The 19,773-nt window shown below is 31.5% G+C and carries 21 protein-coding genes and 1 pseudogene; 7 read left to right on the top strand and 15 right to left on the bottom strand.

The window, feature by feature from the left end:
* Nucleotides 1–59 precede the first annotated feature (59 nt).
* Nucleotides 60–473, top strand: a complete 414-nt coding sequence (locus ABWP20_RS14955; RefSeq protein WP_353096838.1) for a helix-turn-helix domain-containing protein — start codon at nucleotides 60–62, stop codon at nucleotides 471–473.
* Nucleotides 474–540: 67 nt separating this feature from the next.
* Complete coding sequence (locus ABWP20_RS14960; RefSeq protein WP_353096840.1) at nucleotides 541–831, top strand: ImmA/IrrE family metallo-endopeptidase; 291 nt, start codon at nucleotides 541–543, stop codon at nucleotides 829–831.
* A gap of 65 nt (nucleotides 832–896) precedes the next feature.
* On the opposite strand, the gene ABWP20_RS14965 is transcribed toward ABWP20_RS14960, so the two are convergent.
* From ABWP20_RS14965 to ABWP20_RS14985, 5 genes are all read right to left on the bottom strand, one after another.
* Nucleotides 897–1,850, bottom strand: coding sequence for a hypothetical protein (locus ABWP20_RS14965; RefSeq protein ID WP_353096842.1), 954 nt, complete (start codon nucleotides 1,848–1,850; stop codon nucleotides 897–899).
* The gene (locus ABWP20_RS14970) at nucleotides 1,847–2,071 is read right to left on the bottom strand and encodes a hypothetical protein (protein WP_353096844.1); all 225 of its coding nucleotides are present in this window, start codon (nucleotides 2,069–2,071) and stop codon (nucleotides 1,847–1,849) included. Before ABWP20_RS14970 ends, ABWP20_RS14965 begins: the two co-directional genes overlap by 4 nt.
* A 76-nt stretch (nucleotides 2,072–2,147) precedes the next feature.
* Nucleotides 2,148–2,570, bottom strand: a complete 423-nt coding sequence (locus ABWP20_RS14975; RefSeq protein WP_353096846.1) for a VOC family protein — start codon at nucleotides 2,568–2,570, stop codon at nucleotides 2,148–2,150.
* A gap of 808 nt (nucleotides 2,571–3,378) precedes the next feature.
* Entirely contained in the window at nucleotides 3,379–4,404 is a 1,026-nt protein-coding gene (locus ABWP20_RS14980; RefSeq protein ID WP_353096848.1) for an Abi family protein, read from the bottom strand.
* A gap of 323 nt (nucleotides 4,405–4,727) precedes the next feature.
* Nucleotides 4,728–5,396 (bottom strand): recombinase zinc ribbon domain-containing protein, encoded by a 669-nt coding sequence (locus tag ABWP20_RS14985; protein ID WP_353096850.1) that lies wholly within the window; start codon nucleotides 5,394–5,396, stop codon nucleotides 4,728–4,730.
* Nucleotides 5,397–5,570: 174 nt separating this feature from the next.
* Here ABWP20_RS14985 and ABWP20_RS14990 point away from each other — a divergent pair, with 174 nt between their 5' ends.
* Genes ABWP20_RS14990 through ABWP20_RS15000 form a run of 3 tightly spaced genes read left to right on the top strand, consistent with a single transcriptional unit; the run spans nucleotide 5,571 to nucleotide 7,547 of the window.
* Entirely contained in the window at nucleotides 5,571–6,107 is a 537-nt protein-coding gene (locus ABWP20_RS14990; protein ID WP_353096852.1) for a hypothetical protein, read from the top strand.
* A 2-nt stretch (nucleotides 6,108–6,109) separates the two neighbouring features.
* Complete coding sequence (locus tag ABWP20_RS14995) at nucleotides 6,110–6,802, top strand: site-specific integrase (protein ID WP_353096853.1); 693 nt, start codon at nucleotides 6,110–6,112, stop codon at nucleotides 6,800–6,802.
* Nucleotides 6,789–7,547 (top strand): tyrosine-type recombinase/integrase, encoded by a 759-nt coding sequence (locus ABWP20_RS15000; RefSeq protein WP_353096855.1) that lies wholly within the window; start codon nucleotides 6,789–6,791, stop codon nucleotides 7,545–7,547. The genes ABWP20_RS14995 and ABWP20_RS15000 overlap by 14 nt, the downstream gene beginning before the upstream one ends.
* 831 nt (nucleotides 7,548–8,378) lie before the next feature.
* Here the strand turns inward: ABWP20_RS15000 and ABWP20_RS15005 are convergent.
* The 8 genes from ABWP20_RS15005 to ABWP20_RS15040 form a co-directional block, all read right to left on the bottom strand.
* Nucleotides 8,379–9,068, bottom strand: a complete 690-nt coding sequence (locus ABWP20_RS15005) for a hypothetical protein (RefSeq protein ID WP_353096857.1) — start codon at nucleotides 9,066–9,068, stop codon at nucleotides 8,379–8,381.
* 158 nt (nucleotides 9,069–9,226) lie between these two features.
* Entirely contained in the window at nucleotides 9,227–9,736 is a 510-nt protein-coding gene (locus ABWP20_RS15010) for a YcxB family protein (RefSeq protein ID WP_353096859.1), read from the bottom strand.
* 207 nt (nucleotides 9,737–9,943) lie between these two features.
* Nucleotides 9,944–10,837: a hypothetical protein gene (locus tag ABWP20_RS15015; RefSeq protein WP_353096861.1), complete on the bottom strand. Its 894-nt coding sequence runs from the start codon at nucleotides 10,835–10,837 to the stop codon at nucleotides 9,944–9,946.
* Nucleotides 10,838–11,235: 398 nt separating this feature from the next.
* Nucleotides 11,236–11,502, bottom strand: a complete 267-nt coding sequence (locus ABWP20_RS15020) for a hypothetical protein (RefSeq protein ID WP_058258983.1) — start codon at nucleotides 11,500–11,502, stop codon at nucleotides 11,236–11,238.
* Nucleotides 11,503–11,506: 4 nt separating this feature from the next.
* On the bottom strand, nucleotides 11,507–12,193 hold the full coding sequence (locus ABWP20_RS15025; RefSeq protein ID WP_353096863.1) for a hypothetical protein: 687 nt from the start codon (nucleotides 12,191–12,193) through the stop codon (nucleotides 11,507–11,509).
* Nucleotides 12,194–12,292: 99 nt separating this feature from the next.
* Nucleotides 12,293–12,742 (bottom strand): hypothetical protein, encoded by a 450-nt coding sequence (locus ABWP20_RS15030; RefSeq protein WP_353096864.1) that lies wholly within the window; start codon nucleotides 12,740–12,742, stop codon nucleotides 12,293–12,295.
* A 61-nt stretch (nucleotides 12,743–12,803) separates the two neighbouring features.
* Entirely contained in the window at nucleotides 12,804–13,505 is a 702-nt protein-coding gene (locus ABWP20_RS15035) for a DUF4367 domain-containing protein (protein ID WP_353096866.1), read from the bottom strand.
* Nucleotides 13,498–14,037, bottom strand: coding sequence for an RNA polymerase sigma factor (locus ABWP20_RS15040; RefSeq protein WP_353096868.1), 540 nt, complete (start codon nucleotides 14,035–14,037; stop codon nucleotides 13,498–13,500). The genes ABWP20_RS15035 and ABWP20_RS15040 overlap by 8 nt, the downstream gene beginning before the upstream one ends.
* Nucleotides 14,038–14,478: 441 nt before the next feature.
* On the opposite strand from ABWP20_RS15040, the gene ABWP20_RS15045 reads away from it, so the two are divergent.
* Together ABWP20_RS15045 and ABWP20_RS18500 are read left to right on the top strand one after the other, a co-directional pair.
* Complete coding sequence (locus ABWP20_RS15045; protein WP_353096889.1) at nucleotides 14,479–14,724, top strand: helix-turn-helix domain-containing protein; 246 nt, start codon at nucleotides 14,479–14,481, stop codon at nucleotides 14,722–14,724.
* Between the two features lie 327 nt (nucleotides 14,725–15,051).
* Nucleotides 15,052–15,727 (top strand): annotated as a pseudogene (locus tag ABWP20_RS18500) (transposase zinc-binding domain-containing protein); the annotation flags it as partial.
* Between the two features lie 472 nt (nucleotides 15,728–16,199).
* On the opposite strand, the gene ABWP20_RS15060 reads toward ABWP20_RS18500, so the two are convergent.
* Entirely contained in the window at nucleotides 16,200–17,798 is a 1,599-nt protein-coding gene (locus ABWP20_RS15060; protein ID WP_353096870.1) for an N-acyl-D-amino-acid deacylase family protein, read from the bottom strand.
* Nucleotides 17,799–18,138: 340 nt separating this feature from the next.
* Nucleotides 18,139–19,548 carry a YfcC family protein gene (locus ABWP20_RS15065; protein WP_353096872.1) on the bottom strand — a complete coding sequence of 470 codons (1,410 nt, stop codon included), beginning with the start codon at nucleotides 19,546–19,548 and terminating at the stop codon, nucleotides 18,139–18,141.
* Between the last annotated feature and the right edge of the window lie 225 nt (nucleotides 19,549–19,773).

Consider the following 19,773-nt stretch of genomic DNA (forward strand, 5'->3'; position numbering starts at 1 on the left):
ATATGCTTAGAAGACTTAATAAAAAGTGCTTCTAAACATATTATACGAGGAGGATGACTATGAAATTCGGTGAAAAACTCCATGACCTTCGCCAAAGAAGCGGATTAACCCAAGCTGAATTAGCTGAAAAAGCAGGAATTTCTTTACGTACAGTTAATTATTATGAAAGTGGAACTACTTATCCAAAGAAAAGAGAAATTTACAAAACTCTTGCCGATATATTAGATGTAGATGTAGATTATCTACGAAATGAAGGCGATGAATTTATTACCATGGCAAGCCAGAAGTATGGATATCGTGGTGCAAAACAAGCAGAAGAACTTGTTGCTCAAATTGGTGGATTATTTGCAGGTGGTGAATTATCAGAATCTGATAAAGATGCAGTTATGCAAGCCTTGCAAAGAGCCTATTGGGATGCAAAAGAAGAAAATAAAAAGTACACTCCTAAAAAATATAGAAAAGACACCGATTAATATTTAATCTATGGATAATCATTTAGTGGACAAATAAGGAGTAGACTTCTTTTTAGGAGGTGCTATTTTGATTGACTCTTTTCAAATATTTAATAAAGCAGATAGTATTGTAAAAAAGGTAGGAACTAGGGATCCCCTTGCCATAGCAAATGAACTTGGCATTAAAATATATTATGGGGATTATAAAGAGTTATTAGGGATGTACACCTATCTTTGGAAACAAAGAATAGTCCTGCTTAACAATAGTTTAGACGATTATTGGCGACACATGGTTTTGGCTCATGAAATAGGCCATGACATATATCACAGAAATTTGCTAAAGATAGTCTTAAGGAATTTACTCTTTTTAAAACAGTAAATTCTACAGAATATGTTGCTAATGCTTTTGCTGCTCATCTGCTGTTGGATAATCATGAAGTCATATCATACACCTGCCTTAAACTGTAAAGAACAATCTGCAAGCCATCCACTTACAAGATCACGTTTTAATTCCTTTATAGTTGCAATTGAAAAACAAGTAAATTCATTTTTTAGAGTTTCTTCAAAATTATCTATAATTTCATTGAAGAGGGTGTTGTTTAATGACTTGTCCCTATTCATTTTTGACTTTGCTGATACATCACTTTTATATTGTTGCTCTAACTCAAAAAGTTCTTCATAAATAGAGCCACAGGAAATCTGGAGTTCATTCATAATCTCAATTCCCTTTAGATAAGCTTCTGCCCAATATTTAAGCATGTCCTCAAAATCATCATCTTCATCTGGCCCCATTATCGCTTTCAACTTACGTTTTATATTATCAATTTTATCTGTATCGCATGATGCCCAATCCACATCTTCTATAGATTTTACAGCAGCATTTAGTTTTATATCTACCAATGGATTGCGTATAAGTCTCACCAATTCAACTTTAAAATCTTCTGCTGTCTTAATCACGAGGCGTATATCATCATCTATGTAAGAGAAAGTAGTTGAATCCTCTGCTTTTGCTTCAAGAACTTCCAGGCGTTTTTTTTCAAGATGTTCAATAATTCTCTTATCTTTATATTCTGGAACTACAAAATGCCATTCTTTAACATTATGGATACCAAGATTGGATATTCTTTTTGCATTGTCCTTGCAAATCAATTTACCAATATCATTAGTAACCTTTATTCGTAAATGTTCATACAATTCATTGTCTGTATAGTGCTTTTCTGGGCAATAACATTGGTACACAACACCACTCATGGTAAACCCTTCAATTCCTACATCTCCCGAATGAGATGCAGGAATCTTTGTAAAATTATCTGATTGATACCTATCTCGATAACAGTCATCACACCATTTTTCCCATGTGTCACCATCAAGGTTATCTCGTATAAAATCAAGTATCATAGACAATTACCTCCCAATAAGTTAATGTTAATTGTATGTTCAATAACAGGTTTCTCTGTCAACAGCTCAGAGTCAATCACAAATTCTTTTGATCCATCAATATAACGTACCTTACTCAATCCAAATTTTGGATATACCTTAATAAGCACTACAAGTTGATTCATTAAATATATCTTTTTAATCTGTTTATCCTTTAGAGGGTAAAATTTATTTGTATCCATTCTTTACCTCCCTTGGAGTTTTTACTAAATCTATAAAACTTCTTTTATTACTAATATGTATAATATAGGTTAAAATTTATTTAACTCTTTTAAACATTGGATGATTTTCATTAAACTCAACTAAGTCCCACAAGTTACCATATAAATCTTTAAATACTGCTACTGTTCCATAATCCTGTTCTTTAGGTTTTCTGACAAATTCTATCCCGTTCATCACCATTTCATTGTAATCACGCCAAAAATCATCAGTTCCTAAAAAAAGAAAAACTCTTCCTCCTGCTTGATTTCCTATAAATGATTCTTGTTCTAAATTAGATGCTTTTGCGAGTAATATTGTTGTTCCATTCGAACCTGGTGGAGATACTACTACCCACCTCTTATCTTGCTCTGGCTGATATGTATCTTCTACTAATTCAAAATGAAGCTTTTTTGTATAAAACTCGATTGCTTCATCATAATCTTCTACTACTAGAGCAATGTGTACAATTGATTGAATCATTGTTTAGCCTCCCTTGTTCTATTAAAAATAACTAACAGAAAATTGGAATTTAACATAGAAGTCCCCTAATATTTTTAGCCTTCCTCCCACCAAATTCCTATTTATCAGCATTTCTAATTAAAATTTATATTTTATTTTTTACTTATCCCAAAGATTATAATTATAATAATAAGAAGAAATATTGTTACATCATATCTATTATATGAATATATTAACAACGAGAGCTCAGCTTTTGCGATATCTAAAAATTCATTAATTTTTGATATATTATAAGTCTAAAGTAAATAATACTAAGATAACTAACAATGTAGTTATAATTTTATAACATATTCCAATATTTCTCAACATAAGACTACATTATCCATTAAACATTTTGAAATTTTCTATTTATACCTATTCAATTTGCAATAATAAAATACTCAGAAAAGCTGAGTATTTTATTATTGCCAGATTATTGTTATTATGATAGCAGTAAATCTCTACTTATCTTCGTTGCTGCCCCTATTATTCCTACTCATAGCAATATAGCATCTGTTCCTAATAATGCCTAATTAAAATTGTATCTCCAATCTTTTCAATTTTGTTCTTTTCTATTATCTTGATTAAATCCTTATCAAAGTTGAATTTTACCATTATTGTCCTTTAAACATCAATTTATGTTGATAATTATTTTTAATGTATTCTCCTAAAGCCTTTCATGTTTGTAAAGTAATAAAGGGACAAAACCTATAGTCTTGTCCCTCCCATTTTGGAATATTTGGTTACAGGCATTACCCATGCCTTCCAATGGTACTAGTATTATATTCAATTAAAGTTTATTTATTCTATCATAACGTTCTTGCCAATCAGATGGAAGAATTTCAAACAAATACACATCAAACTTAGTTTTTCTAACAAGCTTATCAAGATCTAACTTTAATTGCTTTGCATCATTTTCATTGAGTATTTTTTTCAATGCATAAATTCTTGAAAATAAATCTGTATTAGTAACTAGAATATCATCTTCATCAAATTCAGGCAAAACAATCGAAGATGTTTTACCGATAAGTTTATTATGGTGTGAACATACATTTCTTAAATTTCTAGTTGCATCTAGCCATGTATCCATTTGTTTTGTTACTTGTTTACTGTAATTCTTCCTCGAATAGCCATATGTAAGCACTGTTTTTCTCAAATCACCTCTGAGAAAAGCATATATATTTGTTATTATTCCAAATTCAAAGTAAGAGAATGCTGCCCAACAAGGAATCTTTTTTCTTGAACGGCTCCCACCATTTCGATACTCTTTTAACTCTGGATATTTATTTACATTTTGGCGCAATTCCTTTTCCTGTGCTTGTAAGTTCTTAAAAAATTTATTATTAAAAAACTCTATGTTAGATTTTCTCTTATTTTTATCATTATCACCCTTGGATGGGGTATAATATTGCCTGTCCAAATAAAAGGCTGAATCATTTGCCTTTAATGAAACTGCATTTGCTAAATGACTCTTAAACTGTATTTCTACTTTCTTTACGTAATCAAAAAACAATCTCCTTAATTTAACATCAAAATCATATGCCTCAAACAATAAATCTTGATTTGGTTTTGATTTGATGATATTAGACTGTGATAATAAATATTTTCCATACCGACTTAATCTAAAATAACCCGTGTAAATCAATAACTTTTTTACACGAGTTTTTCTTTTGAAAACTATATATTTTTTCATCAATTCTGCTTGTTGATCTAAATCAATTGGCTGATCATGATTCATAGTAATCTCCTTAAAATAAAAAAAAGAATGGTATACCATTCTTAATCCCGCTAATGGAATATTTGGTAACAGGCACAACCCACGCCTTCCAACGGTTAACTAAAGTTTAACACAAAATATCACATCTGTCAAATTGTTTTTTGATAATTTGATTTTTTGATACTCAATTATATTAAATGTGTTATCCTATTATCTTTAGAAAATTAAGATTTCTATATTTTAATTTTATCATAAATTAATAATTTCGAATAGATATTTTTAAATTTTATATAATTGTAAACTTTGCTATTATAACTGCTTCTTCTTAGTACTCTAAAATACCTTCTTTTCATCCCTGCTTAACTACTGATACCTATTAGAGCAGTAACTTATCTTCTTTCCATGTTACTGCTCCTATACCCCTAATCATAGTAATCTACCGTCTGCTTCATCACTATCCCTGATTCAAACTGTATCTCCAGTTTCTCTCCTTTATTTACTCTTATGGTCTTGATTAACCTCCGTACCAAATCCTCATCAAATTCTTTCACCTGTGGTCTCACTGTCTTTAAAGTTCTGTCCACTTCAGCTAGTCGTTGGCCATATCTATCTACCTGTTTCTTCTCCTGTACAAGCCTCAATTTTGTCTTTTTCAGCTCATTAATCTCTTCGGATATCCTTTTGTATTCATCATCAAACTCTTCTGCTACAGCTCCTTGCTTTGCGTTTTTTTCGATTAAGGTTAGCATTTCTTTTTGTAGTTGTTCTATTTTCTCATCATATTCTGTAGGGATATCTTTTGTGGAGTACCCACCAATAATCCTGATTACATTCTCCCTGAATGCCCCTATAAACTCTCCATTGTTTTCTACTACACTGTTTATGGCTGTCATTATGGCATTATGTAATGGTTCTTCTTTGAGTGTAGGTGAATTTTTACAAGTGGCTTTTGTTCCATTCTTTAACCTATTTTCACATCTCCATACTGCACTTTTTTGTCCATACTTTGACCAGACTTGTCTTCTATAGGGATGTCCACACTCGGCACATACTAGGATTTCTGTCAGTGCATATTTGGAGTTATGTGACATGTCACATAATGATGGTTATGTGCCCAAAAATAATATGGGACGAAGTGATATGGAAATGTCATAAACATAGACGTTTCTCAAAAACTTCGTCACATATTGTTTTTATAAACCTATCCATTTCCTTTAAAATATAGTTAGGGCTTTTTAAAGCTACTAAATATTTTGGAGGTTTTTATGAAAAAGAAATTAGATGAACTAACTGAGGAAGTCTTAAATGAACTTGAAGCATCTGGTTACAGCAAATTAACAAGGGACAATTTCAGATATTTTTGGAATGGTATGATTCGGTATTTTGAAAGTAAAAATATTTACGAATTTAACCCTGAAATTGCACTGGAATATTTTGAAATTAGATGTAGCAAAACAGATTTGAAAAAACGTAGTAAAAATTTTATTAAAAGGGCTATTTTGATTTTAGACCATTACAATCAATATGGTGAAATTCCCCTAAGATGCTACATTCCTGTAACAAAATTGAATAATCTTCAATACATTGAAATTTTAAATAGTTACGGAAAACATCTGGTAGAAGGAGAATATTCTCCCCGTACTATTGAAGGCTATCTAAGTAATGTTGTAAGATTTATGCAATTTTTAGAAAAAGGTGAATGTTTATGTGTAGATACATGGTCCGCGGAAATAATGTTTAAATACATTGAAACGCTTTCAGAATTCAAAAAGCTACTATTAAGCACAATACAGGTGCAATAAGATTGTTTTTACGCTATTTGTATTTAGAAAATATCACAAATGAAGATTTATCACTATACATTGGTACTGTGCGAGGGACTTATCATCAAAAACTACCATCTTTTTGGACAAAAAATGAAGTGAGTCAATTACTCAATGCAATAGATCAAAACAATCCAAATGAGAAAAGAGATTATGCTATGATATTACTTGTGGCAAGACTTGGACTTAGAAGCAGTGATGTTAAAAAATTAAAATTTGAAAATTTGCACTGGAAAGAAAATCAAATAGTTATTATCCAATCTAAAACTGGTGAACCTCTTATATTACCACTTTTACGAGATGTGGGCTGGGCGATTATTGATTATGTTCAAAATGCCAGGTCAAAAGTGGATAATTCACATGTGTTTTTAAGGCATTTACCACCTTATACTGAGCTTTCTGAAGGAAATCATCTATACAAAACAATAGAAAAATATATGTTAAGAGCAAAGCTTCCCATAACTGCTAAAAAAAGAAATGGCATGCATTCACTTAGACATTCTTTGGCAACTACTCTTATGGAAGAAAATATACCTTTAAGTGACATATCCGATATATTAGGTCATACTTCAACGAATTCCACATCAATATATTTAAATATTGATGTTAATAGACTTCGGGATTGCGCTATTGAGGTTAGTGGATTGGAGGTAGAACAAGATGGCGAATTTTAATGATTTTACATTTATTAGTGAATTTGCAGATGATATTGAAGCTTTTATTCGATTAAAACATGGACTGGGCAACGTATACTATAGCCCTTCAATAGTTTTAAAATCCTTCGATGATTTTTGTTATGATAATTTTAGGAATGAAAATATTTTATCTAAGGATATTGTAATGGCATGGCACAAACGAGGAATAGACAGACATCTCACTCCCAAAACATTACGATTAAATATAACACCTATAAGTCATCTTGCCAAATATCAATGTGATAAGGGTATCCCCGCATATGTTTTTCTGACTAAGACATTACCTCCAGAAAAAAGTTATACTCCACATATATACAGTACAGAGGAACTTATTAGTTTTTTTAATGCGACAGATAGTTGTCATGTTTCTCATAAAAATCCGAATAGACATTTAATAATGCCTATATTTTTTAGATTGTTATATTCCTGTGGATTGCGAGTTTCAGAAGCAACCAATTTATTAACTGATAATGTGGATTTAGAAAACGGTATATTAAAAATTGTTGACTCAAAGAACAATGGTGAACGACTTGTTCCACTATCACAAGATATGCATAAAAGATGTGAAACTTATTATCATTCGGTTCATTTTAATAGTCCACACAAATCTTTAATGCCATCAAAGAGTTCAAATTCATACATGGATTCTGCAAGTGCAAATACTTCATCAATAGTTCGAGGTTTAATATGGTCCATAAGTTTTTCAAAATATCTTATATTTTGATTTCCCATCTCACTATAATACTTTGATAGTTTATTTAAGGCATCTACCTTAATTACCGATGTTGTACTTGCAGAAACAATATTTAGTATACTGTCAGGAAAACTATGGCTATCAACTTCCACTTCACAATCATGGAGATAAGGTATTTCTAATCTCATCAGTGCCTTTTCAACTTCAACATCTGAACAAGGAAGATAGATATATTCATTCTCTCCCTTTGCAGTCAGCTGTACTGCTGCTATTGTTTCTTTACATAAATATGGGGGGAACTGCTTTCCATTATATACTTGCTCAGGTACATTGCTGTTTTTATATAGAACTCCATATGGTGTGATTATAGGATTAGGATTATTTTTTATTACATCCATTGTATATGATTCACCATCAACTTCATCTAATTCTTTTGTGGATACTGCTTGCCTCTCTGTTAGATATAGGTCTTTTCCCACCTTTTCTAGATTATTAAAGTCAGATACAAGACTATAGCAATGCATGTTAAAACTTAGATTTATTAACTCTGCTATTGTCTTAGGGCTTTCTGCAAAAGATGCAGCATAAAACCTTTCTATCTCCTTTTGACTAAATCCATCCAGCCTTTTCATTATATAGTTCAGCTCATCTATGTTACAGTTTTTATCATGCAGTATGTTTAGAAAGTTTCTATCCATACTATTTTCAATATAGCAATTTGGTTCTGTAGTCATTTCTATTCCTAGTTCACTGCATATCTTATCTAGATTTTCTTCTTCCATGGGAAACCATATGGTTCTAGCCTTTTCATTTTCTCCATTAGATTTTTTAATTGTTATGTTCAAGTCTTATCCCTCCATTCTACTTTGTAATTAAAAATATATCTGTACCATACCTTGTAATCAGTGAAGCATTAATAATAGTCTTAAAGGCCTTATTATCAATTAAATCTACATCGGCTATTTCATTAATCTCAATGCTTTCTTTTCCTGTCCATATGGTTTTAGCCATCTGATATATGGCATAACCTTCTGTACTTATTTGTTTAAGGCTGCACTTATTAAAATCAAATCCATTTGGTTTTACTGTATGCTCTAGTAGATTCCATAGAGTTTCATCAGAAGTAAGGAGAAATATGACAGCAATATATCTTGGAGATATATCATAGATATCAAGGTCTTGTTCGTAAACCACACGGTAAAATCTTTCCTTATGATTGGAATGTAAGAATACTTCCCCTTTAAAGCTATCAGAAAGATGTTTCAACCTATCTTTAAATGAATAATTTCGTATTTTTCTAAAGCATTCATTTATTAAACCTTTGTACCTGACCTTATCCATATTAGATAAGAAACTAGAATGAATGCATCCACAGTCATTGCATCTATTACTTACATTAATCAAACTGGAATTACAATCTTTAACACCTCCTTGGCAGTTAAAATAATTATTGATGACTGTACCGCTTTTCCTTGGTTGAAAATTTGGCACCATAACCATTAGTTGCTCTATCTCTTCCAAAGTTGTACCATGCATAAATAACTTTGACATTGTTCTCAGTCCTTTCTTTTAGTTTTTGAAATAAAAAAAAGCGAAGCCTATTGATCATAAGTTGACCGAAGACTTCGCCTCTTTGGATTTCTATATTTAGTTTTAGATTTATATAAAATAAATACATTAAAATTTTTATATCTAATTTGTTATGTCTTTTACAATTCTAACTTTCCCAAAAGTTCCTCTCTGGTTTCTTCAGTTAAATATCTTGTTGGAACAATATGTGCAGTAAATCCACTTAAATAAATGAGTATCATATCATCATAGATTTTTATATCTTTTATACCTTCTTTTGATGTTATTTCAGTAGAGTGTTCATTAATAACTTTTATATCATTTTCTTCTATTATCATAGTATTTTTGCATATCATAGATGAATTATCCCCATCTTTCAGCATATCTTTAGCAGATTTTTTTATTAGTTTTTTATATGTTTTAGGAAACCTTATTATCCATATTAAAATAAATATTATAGCAATAATACCCCAATATATCTTAGGTTGTTTATGTAAGCTTGGACCTACAAAGAATATTACTGCTCCACATAAAATGGAAATCCAATATTTCATTATATTATATGCTCTTTTATGAGATCCTGAATCTTTTGCATGATATATATTGAACTTTATGTAATCCTCTTCTGTTACTTCATAGTTAATTTCCATAGTATTTCTCCTTCTTCTTTCCATACTTAAAGTAAATTCAACATTACAATTTATGAAAACAATAATTTATAATTAAACTTTTTATTGTCTTTTAATTTAGTCAAAAAGCCCCCTTCCTTTATCTTTAATACTTTAACAAACGAAGGAGGCTTTTGTAAATTAATTGATTAATATATATTTACAACTAATAGGGATTGTACTTTCCACTTATTCATCCCATTTTTCTGCACCTGCTATTGGCTTCTTGTTTTCATCCAATATTTTTGGTTCATAAGGTGATAAAATATCTACAACTGAATTTGTACCTATTATGCAAAAGTGTTCTAAATTATCTCCTTCAACTCTACAGCTATCCTTTTTGATAAAGTCCACATATGCTGATTCTTTAACTTTAAAGAATGTCCATCTATTATCATTTTCATCTAAATTTATTAAATTTCTTGCTCTACTTTTACTTTCCATATAAGATACATAGCTTCCTGACCAGTGTATATATATAGTTTTATGTTTTTTATTCTCAGCTTCTACAATTGAATCGGGTACTAATTCTATAAATAATCCTTCTATACAATCCTCTATAGCTCTAACATCATACATGGAGCATAAATTGGCATACTTAGCAGGATACCATTTTTCTAATTTATAATTCTCATTAAATTTTGTATAATTTACTTCGGAAGATAATTCCTTTTTATATTCCGTATCAACTTCATCAATCTTTTTTTCGCAGACTTTCTCCCAAATGTTTAATAGTTTTTTTGTTTTTTCATCCATGTCTTTGTCAATATAAATTCCTTCGGAAAAGCCTTCGCTAAATTTCACATATCCATATTTATCTGTATATGCAATTGTAAGAGGGACTGTACTTATAGAAATATGAGGACATAAATTTTCTAAACAATAATCTCCTGGTTTTCCAGCCCCATATTTACAGAATGAGGGAGTCTTAGCATTTTTGTTGGTTTCCAATCCACAGATTAATTCAAACAAACCAATTCTAAACCAACTATCGTCTCTCATCCAAACTCTACCATCTTCATCAATTACATTGCCCTTATCATCAACAACATGCCCATATTCATCCACTGGTTTCTTATCCATACAGAATACTCCTTTATATAAAACATTTAATGATAGTCCACTATTTCTAATATTCTAACAGTTCCCTTTGTAACTTCATACACAATTCTTAATTTACCTCTACCACGTCCAGAACCTTTTAAGTCTAAGTCTTTTTGTCCTTTCCTGTCCCCTTTTAGAGCATGGTCTCCTAATTTCATTTTTATAAAAAGTAAGGCTAAGGCGAAAGAGAATATAAAGGTTCCTAATCTTTCCCTTAGCCTTAAAAAATTGTAGCAGATGAAACTACTCTCTAAATATATCTAAATTCTAAAAGGATTTAAGGCTTGGCTTTTGATAATATAAAAGTTATTTCACAAATATAAGTTTTTGATACTTAGTGGATAATATTCAAATCAACAGGATCTCCCTAGTATATTTTATAAAATATATAGGCTATCTTTCTCATATTCTTTTTTATCAAAAATATCCTTCAACAACCTCTTGTCTATTGAAAAATTAACAAGTTCATTAATAAGTAAATTATTTTCTTTTGACTTTAGAACATTTAAAAGTTCCTCTTTGGTATCATCACAATAGATTTTCCACTCTTTTTCATAAGTTGTTATTGAATAATGTTTATCATTATATACAAATTCAACTTCTCTACCTATTTTTATTTCATCTATTAATTCTTGGAAATTCATGATTTTAATCCCTCACTTTCCCAGGATTTTTCCAATAATGTCTATGTGGAAATTTATGCCCAACTCCTCCATGACTATAATCTATATCAAGTTCAGCATTCCCGTTCTTATCATAATACCTTCTTTGTTTAAGTTTTCCATTTTTATCTTTTAAGTCTTTAGAAAAATATTTCTTACCTGTCTTATTTAATCTTGACCCTGTTTCAGTACTATGATTTTTAGTTTTTGTTCCCTCTTCTTTAGCAGATTCATACTCTTTAGCTTCTGCTCTTGCTATTAACCATGATTTAACTTTACTAGCAACTGAAGAACTAACTTTAGTAAGAACAACACCACCTACATAGATAGCACCTGCCGCTACAACTATTTTTCCAATTCCTGGAATATACCAAGTTCCAGCCATTATCTTCATAACATCATCCATAGGCATTGCCATGGACATGAATCTAGTATTAATATTACCCACAGGTTCTTCTATATAATCATTTAAAATATTTGTTTCAGAAGAAAGTTTATAAATTTCTCCCTCATAAGCTTCTAAAATTTCAATAAATTCTCTTTCTGTTACCTTCTCACCATTTTCAAGAGTAATCATCAATACTTCTTGATTCGTTATACTATCTGCAAATACGCCATTTGCAAATGAAAACATCATTACAATTACCATAAGTAAACTTATTTTTCTTTTCATAATATAATCTCTCCTTTTATTTTATCTTTTAAATATTCACGTAGCCATAAATAAAATTTATACCCTCATATTAACCACCACCTTTCTCTTACTGGGTAGTTAATATTTCTGTTCACTGCTTGTAATGGTCTTTGTTTCTTTATCTCCATTGTGTATAGCAGTTACTTTTGTCACAACTCTATATTTACAGCCCTTTGATACCCTTGTAGTTTCATATATTCTTATACGATGTGAGTTGTCTGAATCAGAGAAGGATGTAACCTTTGTCCATCTTCCATTTTTATATTGCTGTAATTCTGCATTTATACTTACTTTGTCTGTAATCCCCTTATAACCATCAATTGATGCTGTTACTGTGGCATTACCTTTTGAATCAATGATTAGATTTGCAGAAGCTCTTGCTGTATATCTCATGTATGGGACTATTATAGGTATATTGCCAACTGGTTCTGTTAGCGTTAAAACATGTCCTTCAGCAAAAGTCGGCATTGCGACTTGCAATAAAATTACAGTTGATAATCCAATTTTAATTAGTTTTTTCTTAATCATAAAAAGACCCCTTTCATTTGTTCTTACTATATCAACGAATGAAAGGAGCTCTTTGTGACACTTAATTTAAATATATTTTATTTTTATCTATTATACTTTCAACCATCTTTATTAACTCATTTTTATCGTATTCTGAAATGATTGTATATGTATAATTATCATCATACCAATATATTTGGTTTACATTTTTATTGGTAAAATAAATAATTTTTTGTTCTCCTATAAACTTCTCTTCTACTTCTATTCCTTCTGTATCAGTTATAATAGCATTCACCATAATCTTAGCTTGTTCAAACATAATTTCAATGCCATTACCATTTTCCCAATAAGCAAATTGTTCATAAGAGTTAATTTCATGCTCTACAATTTTAAAATCATCTGGGATAAACGTTGGATTTATTGGTATCAATTTTACATCATCTATATTCTCTTTATTCTTAAAAATTATTGATGTGAATTCTTCCCACACTTCTTTAATTACTTCAAAAAATTTAGTCCTATATGCTTCCACACTCATTGTTGTAGTAAATACTATAGATATGATTACTAAAAATATAATTGCAACTCTTTTACCATGATTTACGAAAGATTTCATGAAGGGAGATCTCTTTTGTTGTTGTATCAATTTATTCATCTTTCTTTGAAATCTCTTTGAGAAGTTATAAGATAATTCTTCTTCCTTAGGCAAACTGTCAAGCATTATATTTTCTGCACTTTTAACATATGTATATAGAAAATCATCATCAATTACATATTTACTCATAAGCCTTCTCACTCCCTTCTTCTAATATTTTTTCTAGTCTTTTTCTCCCTCTCACTAACCTTTGTCTTACATTTTCTTCAGATATACTCAAAATCTCTGAAACTTCTTTATTATTGTATCCTTGAGAATATTTTAATCTTAAAACAGCGGAGTAATTTATAGGAAGTTTTAATATAGCTTCTTCTATATCATTTGTTATTAAATTACTCTTACTTTTTATATCTTCTATATAAATCGCCACCTCTTCAAAAGATATACTATCTTCACGTTTTCGTTTACGATAAAAATCAATTGCTATATTCTCTACTATAACAACGATGAATCTTTTGGTTTTGTGACAATCAATTTTACCTACTTTAGATAAATTATCAACAATTCTTAAAAATGCCTGATGAACAACATCCTCTGATAAATATTTATCTTTAAGTATCCTATTGGCAACATAAAACATTGTTTGTTTATATGTGATATATAGCTGCTCAAATTTACTTTTATCCTCTTCTAATTCTATCATAGATAAATAAATCATCATAAGATTCACCCCACTTTATTCTTTCAAACTTAGTATCATCACCCAAATTACCCTATGTCATCTATATATTACCCTATTTTTAAGGGTCAAAAACCGGTATTTTTTCACCGATTTTCGACCCTTATTTTGCCCTCAAACCACTATATATTGTGGTCAAACCCTATTATTTCGCCTCCGAACTACAATACGTCATCAGAATTATACTCTCCACATGCCTTGAGAGTACAATAATGATGCCGTAAGATTCTGGTCCCTCCTTGGTGGTAGATACTTTTCTGAATACAAAATACTTATTCAGTAAGAGATACTCTTTTGTCCAATGTCTTGATTATCTTCACCAGAACTGTTTCTATATTATATGAGAGAATACCAATACTCCTATCTTCTAGTAATAAATCAAAAGCGTAATCTAAATAGATTAATAATTCAAATAGAGTCTGTATCAGTGCCACTGCTCTAAAGAAACATTTCAAGGCTTTATATGGTCAATCCCTTGCAGCTTTTATGAAGGAATATCGAATACGAAAGGCGGCAGTACTGCTTTGTGAAACGGAACAGAGCATTGCTGATATTTCTGTCTCTGTCGGTTATGAGAGTCAGAGTAAATTCACGGTTGCTTTTAAGGATTTGATGAAAGTCACTCCATTGGAATACAGAAAGATTCACAGATTAATGGGAAGTCAATAATATTTATTCTTATCTTCCCATTTTTCATATCTGCTATTGCTGTTTTTCATCTTTTCCTCTACCAGAATCACATTCCAGGTGTAAATGTGAAGAGTCATGCCATTCTTTTTACCTAAGTGTCTGAAGATTGCCTGCTCATCTGTGGCAATCAGATATTTACGGAGTGCCCACACGCATCGGAATGTATTTCTACAAATAAATCAGTTCATGAAAAAAACGTCTTCGACGTGTTAAAAAAATCGGCCATTTAACTTAACTTGTAAAAACTGGTTATTTTCTTATCTTGATTTATTTTCATTTCTTTGCTATAAATATCTTGGTGATATTATGACTAGTAAAACATTTAAAATTAAAGATGTATTTAAAGATCATTGAGATGCCTTTGTAGCTCAAGGCTATCCTATTCATTCTGCTGTTTTAAAAAATATTGGTAAAATCATTAGATGTGGCGAACCATCCATGGCCCATGCCATTTATCATTGTGAGCACTGTCGTAATATAAAACATGTTTATTTTACCTGTAAAAGTAGCTTTTGTAATTTTTGAGGCTAGTGCCTATCCTCGCTTGGTTTTATAAATCAATAAATCTGAGAATTTTAAACCTGGTATTATTTCCACTATGCACACCTTTGGTGGTGATTTAAAATGGAATCCTCATATACATATACTTTTAACTGAAGGTGCCTCTGGAAATAAAACCTTCTGGAAGAAAATTTCTCATTTCCCTTTTAATATGCCTCGTAAAAGATGGCAAGCTACTATATTACATCTTCTTCACAAATATCTTTGTGATTCTTTTTATAGACTTAAATCTTATCTATCTAAGACTTATCCAGATGGATTCTAAGTCTTCTGATACAAATATATTATTCGTTATTATGGCCTTTATGCTAAGTAATATCTCCACTCTTCTAAGCTTTACCTGTTGGATAGCTTAGCAAAAAAGAACTTTAGGAAAAAACATTCTCATTGCCGTGCATCCCTTCTTCTAGCTTTTGGGGTTTGATCCATCTATTCCCCCACAACCTGATTGTCAAGTTTGTGATGGTATTATGACCCCAAAATCTTATACTGATATTCGTGGTGTTCATTACAAATATAAAAAATGATCTACTTTCATTAGGTCTTTTTGATATGCCATAAAATTGCCTCTCGCCAATTTATGGCATATTTTTATTTAATCAAAAAAGTAGAACTTTCCTATTAAATAAATTGAAAAATAAGAAAAGAGTCTAAGTCTATAGGTCAACTTTAATGACCTATAGACTTAGACTCTTCTTTCTATATGAAATTATATAGAATAATTATATCTTAACTTATAAAGGTTATGCTATTTTTGTGTATGTCATAGGGGTATATCTCATACTATCAGTAAGTCGTTTGTAAACTACAACAGCATATGGCAATGAGCAACCTTACATTTCCATATAATCATCAATTATTCAGGCTAATACCAGACAATTTGAAAGTTAGGTTCAATTCTGATGTCTTATAATTTTTCCTGCACAAATACCTGTAATCTGATCATTCTTGACAGCAATCCGACCATTTACTAGAACATACTTTACTCCCTGGTTTGGAGTGCCCGGATTGGTAAAATCAGCATGATCCTTAAGGTTTTCATAATCGAGGATAACTAAATCGGCATCATAGCCTACTTTAATGATGCCCTTGGTTTTAAACCCTGCAAATTCTGCCGGCATGGAAGTCAGCTTTCTGATGCCTTCCTCCAGCGGAACAATCTTCCTAGAACGTATGTAATCACTGATGATTCTGATAAAGGTGCCTGTTACTCTTGGATGCTCTACCGGCATTTCATCAATCATGCTCCCTCCATCTGATCCTCCCATGGTATAGTGATATGCCATAATCCTTTCTATGTCGATGTCATCCATCTCGAAATAAACTGCCGTTACATTCCCATTATTTTCAACGAGCAGATCAAATATTACTTCATACGGATCTTGATTGGTCTCTGCTGCTATTTGAGCAATCGTTTTTCCGCATACTTCTTTTGTCTTTGGGGCTACAACGATCAAAATACCTTCAAACCCGTTGGAAACAATCATATTCTCAAAATCCCCATCATTTTTAATGATCAGCTGTTTTATTTCCTGTCTGATCGCTTGATCTTTGAGCCTTTTCATAAGACTGTCCAGTCCGTCAGCTTCATATTTGGGTGGTAAAGTACTGGATAAACCCGTACAGGAAGCAATATAAGGATATTGATCCAATCTGACTTTAATACCCGACTGATTGGCTTCTTCTATCAATTTCAATGTCTCTTCAGATTTGCCCCAGTTTTGCCTTCCGGCAATCTTATGATGCGAAATCAGAATAGGCAGCTGAGCCTTCTGCCCTATGCTGATTGCTTCCTGTACAGAATTTATGACATAATTTCCTTCATCTCTGATGTGGGAAGCATAAAACCCGTTATATTCGCCAACGACCTTTGATAATTCAACCAGTTCATCTTCTTTCGCATAGACTCCAGGCGGATAAAGAAGTCCTGTGGACATTCCTAATGCCCCTGCCTCCATTGCCTCTCTGACCAAGCTTTTCATCTGCTCCATTTCAACATTACTCGGAGGTCGATTCCCATTTCCCATGACGTTTTCTCTAATTGTCCCATGACCAGCCAAAAATGCAATATTTGTTCCCAAAGAGCTTTGTTCGATATAATGAATAACGTCTTTTGCATTCCAGGGAATGTTTAGCAATGCTTGATATTGTTCGTCATAGATATATGGTTTTATTTCCTCAAAAAATCCATCAGTAGAAGTTAATACAGAATCGCCACAGTTTCCAGTAATTTCAGTCGTTATTCCCTGAAGCAGCTTGTTCCTTGCCCTAGTTTCAACTAATAACGCTACATCGCTATGGCTGTGGCAGTCGATAAATCCAGGAGTAATTAAAAAACCCTCAGCTTCTATTATCTCTTTGGCTGTTTGATCGTAATCGTTTCCGATATAGACAATTTTGCCTCCTTCAATTCCTATATCCGCTTGATACCTCTTTTCTCCAGTTCCATCAATAATGATACCATTCTTAATTAATAAATCATACATAGTCATAATTCATTCCTTTCGCTATGCTCAAGGCACAAAACGAAATGAAATGTCTTGGCTTCGAGCAAATCTTTTATTATTCTATAGTCATAGAGATAACAGTTAACTACAAATCACGGGGAGGTGAGTGGGTTGCTCCAACTGTAAATCGACCGCATAGTTATATGTGTAGATTGCCTTTCCAAGCACAAATAAGTATGACTATTGATCACGCAGACTTATCTTTGTATAAACATTTCTCGTTTATTTCTGGACAATCGGTCAATGCTGTCTATCCCTGTAATTCTAAGAAAGGAGTTTTCCCTATGGATTTAAATTTTTAGGAAATTTCTATGATTGTTTAAATTTAAATTCCTAATAATACTGCCGCTGTAATAAGTATAGCCTGTAATATAAAAATCATTACAAATAATGGGGTAATAAATTTATACCATTTATCCATTCCTACTCCTATTAATCCTGCCTCTAGTGCTACAGCTGTAGGCCAAAACATATTTGAGAATCCATCTCCAAATTGATAAGCTAATACCGACACATCTCTGCTTACCCCTATTAAATCGGAAAGTGGTGCCATAATTGGCATCATTACTACAGCCTGCCCAGATCCCGATGGAATAAAAAAGTTAATTAAATTTTGTACTACCAACATACCAACTGCGGAAATACTCTTAGGTAAAACCCTAACCATATTTGATAAATATAATACTGCCGTATCAATAATATTAGATTCGGACATAATAACCTGTATAGATCTCGAAAGACCTATTAGAAGCACACCATATATAGCTGCTTCTGAAGATTCTATAAAGGCTTCAGCTATTTCTCTTGAACTCATTTTATTAATTATACCTGTAAATACCATCCATATCATAAATAAAGCAGATAACTCTGTTAAATAAAATTCATACACTGAGACACTAATAGCTAAGACTACAATAAGTACTAAAAAACCAACCAATGTAACTTTTTGAGGTACAGTAAAAGGTAAATTCATTACCTCTTCTCTAGTAAGAACTTCCTTCATATCATGAACTTCTTCTCCATAAACTATAGATTTAGTAGGATCTTTTCTTATTTTTTTTGCATACCTCATAACATAACCTATTGATAATGCCATGAAAGCTATAAATGCAACTACTCTAAATGCTAGAACCTTAGGTGTTATAAGAGGGATACCGGCAATACTACTTGCTATTCCTATGGTAAATGGATTTATAGTCGCTGCAGCAAATCCTGTTGCTACCCCAATAAATACCATTCCTCCACCAACTAGCCTATCATAACCTAACGTCATTGCAATTACTATAAATGCTGGAATTAATCCATAAGTTTCCTCATACATACCAAATGTAGATCCTGCTACTCCAAATAATAACATAAATATTGGGATTAACAGATAATCTTTATTTCCTAATTTTCTCAAAATAGTACCAACCATTGCATTCAATGTACCAGTTTTCATAAGCAAGAATACATATGCAGAGGCAAACACTACAAAGAATATAATATCACTGGAATTTACCATACCTTCATATATAGCTAAAAAGAATCTCCAAGGTCCTACCGGTGATGCCTCTACTGATGAATAACTATCTGGAACTACTATTTCTCTATCTAACACAGGATCTATCACTCGTTCAAATTGACCTGCTGGCAAAATCCAAGTAAGTATAGTACAAAATATTATCATCATTAATAATATTACATAAGCATGAGGAATTTGAAACTTTATTTTCTTTTTAATCTTTTCAGTCATTTTCCCGCACTCCTTTATATATTATTTTAAAGATTCCTTATTTAATAATACTTCTCATATTACAAGAGTATATATTTCTGTCACCTTTTTAAGATTTTCAATTGAAATATATTCATCAACTGAATGAGTCATGTCCCCTTCCCCTAGAAAAACAGGTCCAAAAATCTACTGAGTTTGGTAATACCTTTGCATAGCTAGTACCTCCAGTTAAAATAAATTCTGTTT

The sequence above is a fragment of the Tissierella praeacuta genome (genome assembly GCF_040396155.1).
Classification (GTDB): domain Bacteria; phylum Bacillota; class Clostridia; order Tissierellales; family Tissierellaceae; genus Tissierella; species Tissierella praeacuta_A.

Coding starts and splice junctions, on each gene's coding strand:
- ABWP20_RS14975 (WP_353096846.1), bottom strand. CDS start 2,570: ATGATTCAATCAATTGTACACATTGCTCTAGTAGTAGAAGATTATGAT.
- ABWP20_RS14985 (WP_353096850.1), bottom strand. CDS start 5,396: ATGTCACATAACTCCAAATATGCACTGACAGAAATCCTAGTATGTGCC.
- ABWP20_RS15030 (WP_353096864.1), bottom strand. CDS start 12,742: ATGATTAAGAAAAAACTAATTAAAATTGGATTATCAACTGTAATTTTA.
- ABWP20_RS15015 (WP_353096861.1), bottom strand. CDS start 10,837: ATGGATAAGAAACCAGTGGATGAATATGGGCATGTTGTTGATGATAAG.
- ABWP20_RS15000 (WP_353096855.1), top strand. CDS start 6,789: ATGGCGAATTTTAATGATTTTACATTTATTAGTGAATTTGCAGATGAT.
- ABWP20_RS15020 (WP_058258983.1), bottom strand. CDS start 11,502: ATGAATTTCCAAGAATTAATAGATGAAATAAAAATAGGTAGAGAAGTT.
- ABWP20_RS14990 (WP_353096852.1), top strand. CDS start 5,571: ATGAAAAAGAAATTAGATGAACTAACTGAGGAAGTCTTAAATGAACTT.
- ABWP20_RS15025 (WP_353096863.1), bottom strand. CDS start 12,193: ATGAAAAGAAAAATAAGTTTACTTATGGTAATTGTAATGATGTTTTCA.
- ABWP20_RS15040 (WP_353096868.1), bottom strand. CDS start 14,037: ATGATGATTTATTTATCTATGATAGAATTAGAAGAGGATAAAAGTAAA.
- ABWP20_RS15060 (WP_353096870.1), bottom strand. CDS start 17,798: ATGACTATGTATGATTTATTAATTAAGAATGGTATCATTATTGATGGA.
- ABWP20_RS15005 (WP_353096857.1), bottom strand. CDS start 9,068: ATGTCAAAGTTATTTATGCATGGTACAACTTTGGAAGAGATAGAGCAA.
- ABWP20_RS14955 (WP_353096838.1), top strand. CDS start 60: ATGAAATTCGGTGAAAAACTCCATGACCTTCGCCAAAGAAGCGGATTA.
- ABWP20_RS15035 (WP_353096866.1), bottom strand. CDS start 13,505: ATGAGTAAATATGTAATTGATGATGATTTTCTATATACATATGTTAAA.
- ABWP20_RS15065 (WP_353096872.1), bottom strand. CDS start 19,548: ATGACTGAAAAGATTAAAAAGAAAATAAAGTTTCAAATTCCTCATGCT.
- ABWP20_RS15010 (WP_353096859.1), bottom strand. CDS start 9,736: ATGGAAATTAACTATGAAGTAACAGAAGAGGATTACATAAAGTTCAAT.
- ABWP20_RS14970 (WP_353096844.1), bottom strand. CDS start 2,071: ATGGATACAAATAAATTTTACCCTCTAAAGGATAAACAGATTAAAAAG.
- ABWP20_RS14965 (WP_353096842.1), bottom strand. CDS start 1,850: ATGATACTTGATTTTATACGAGATAACCTTGATGGTGACACATGGGAA.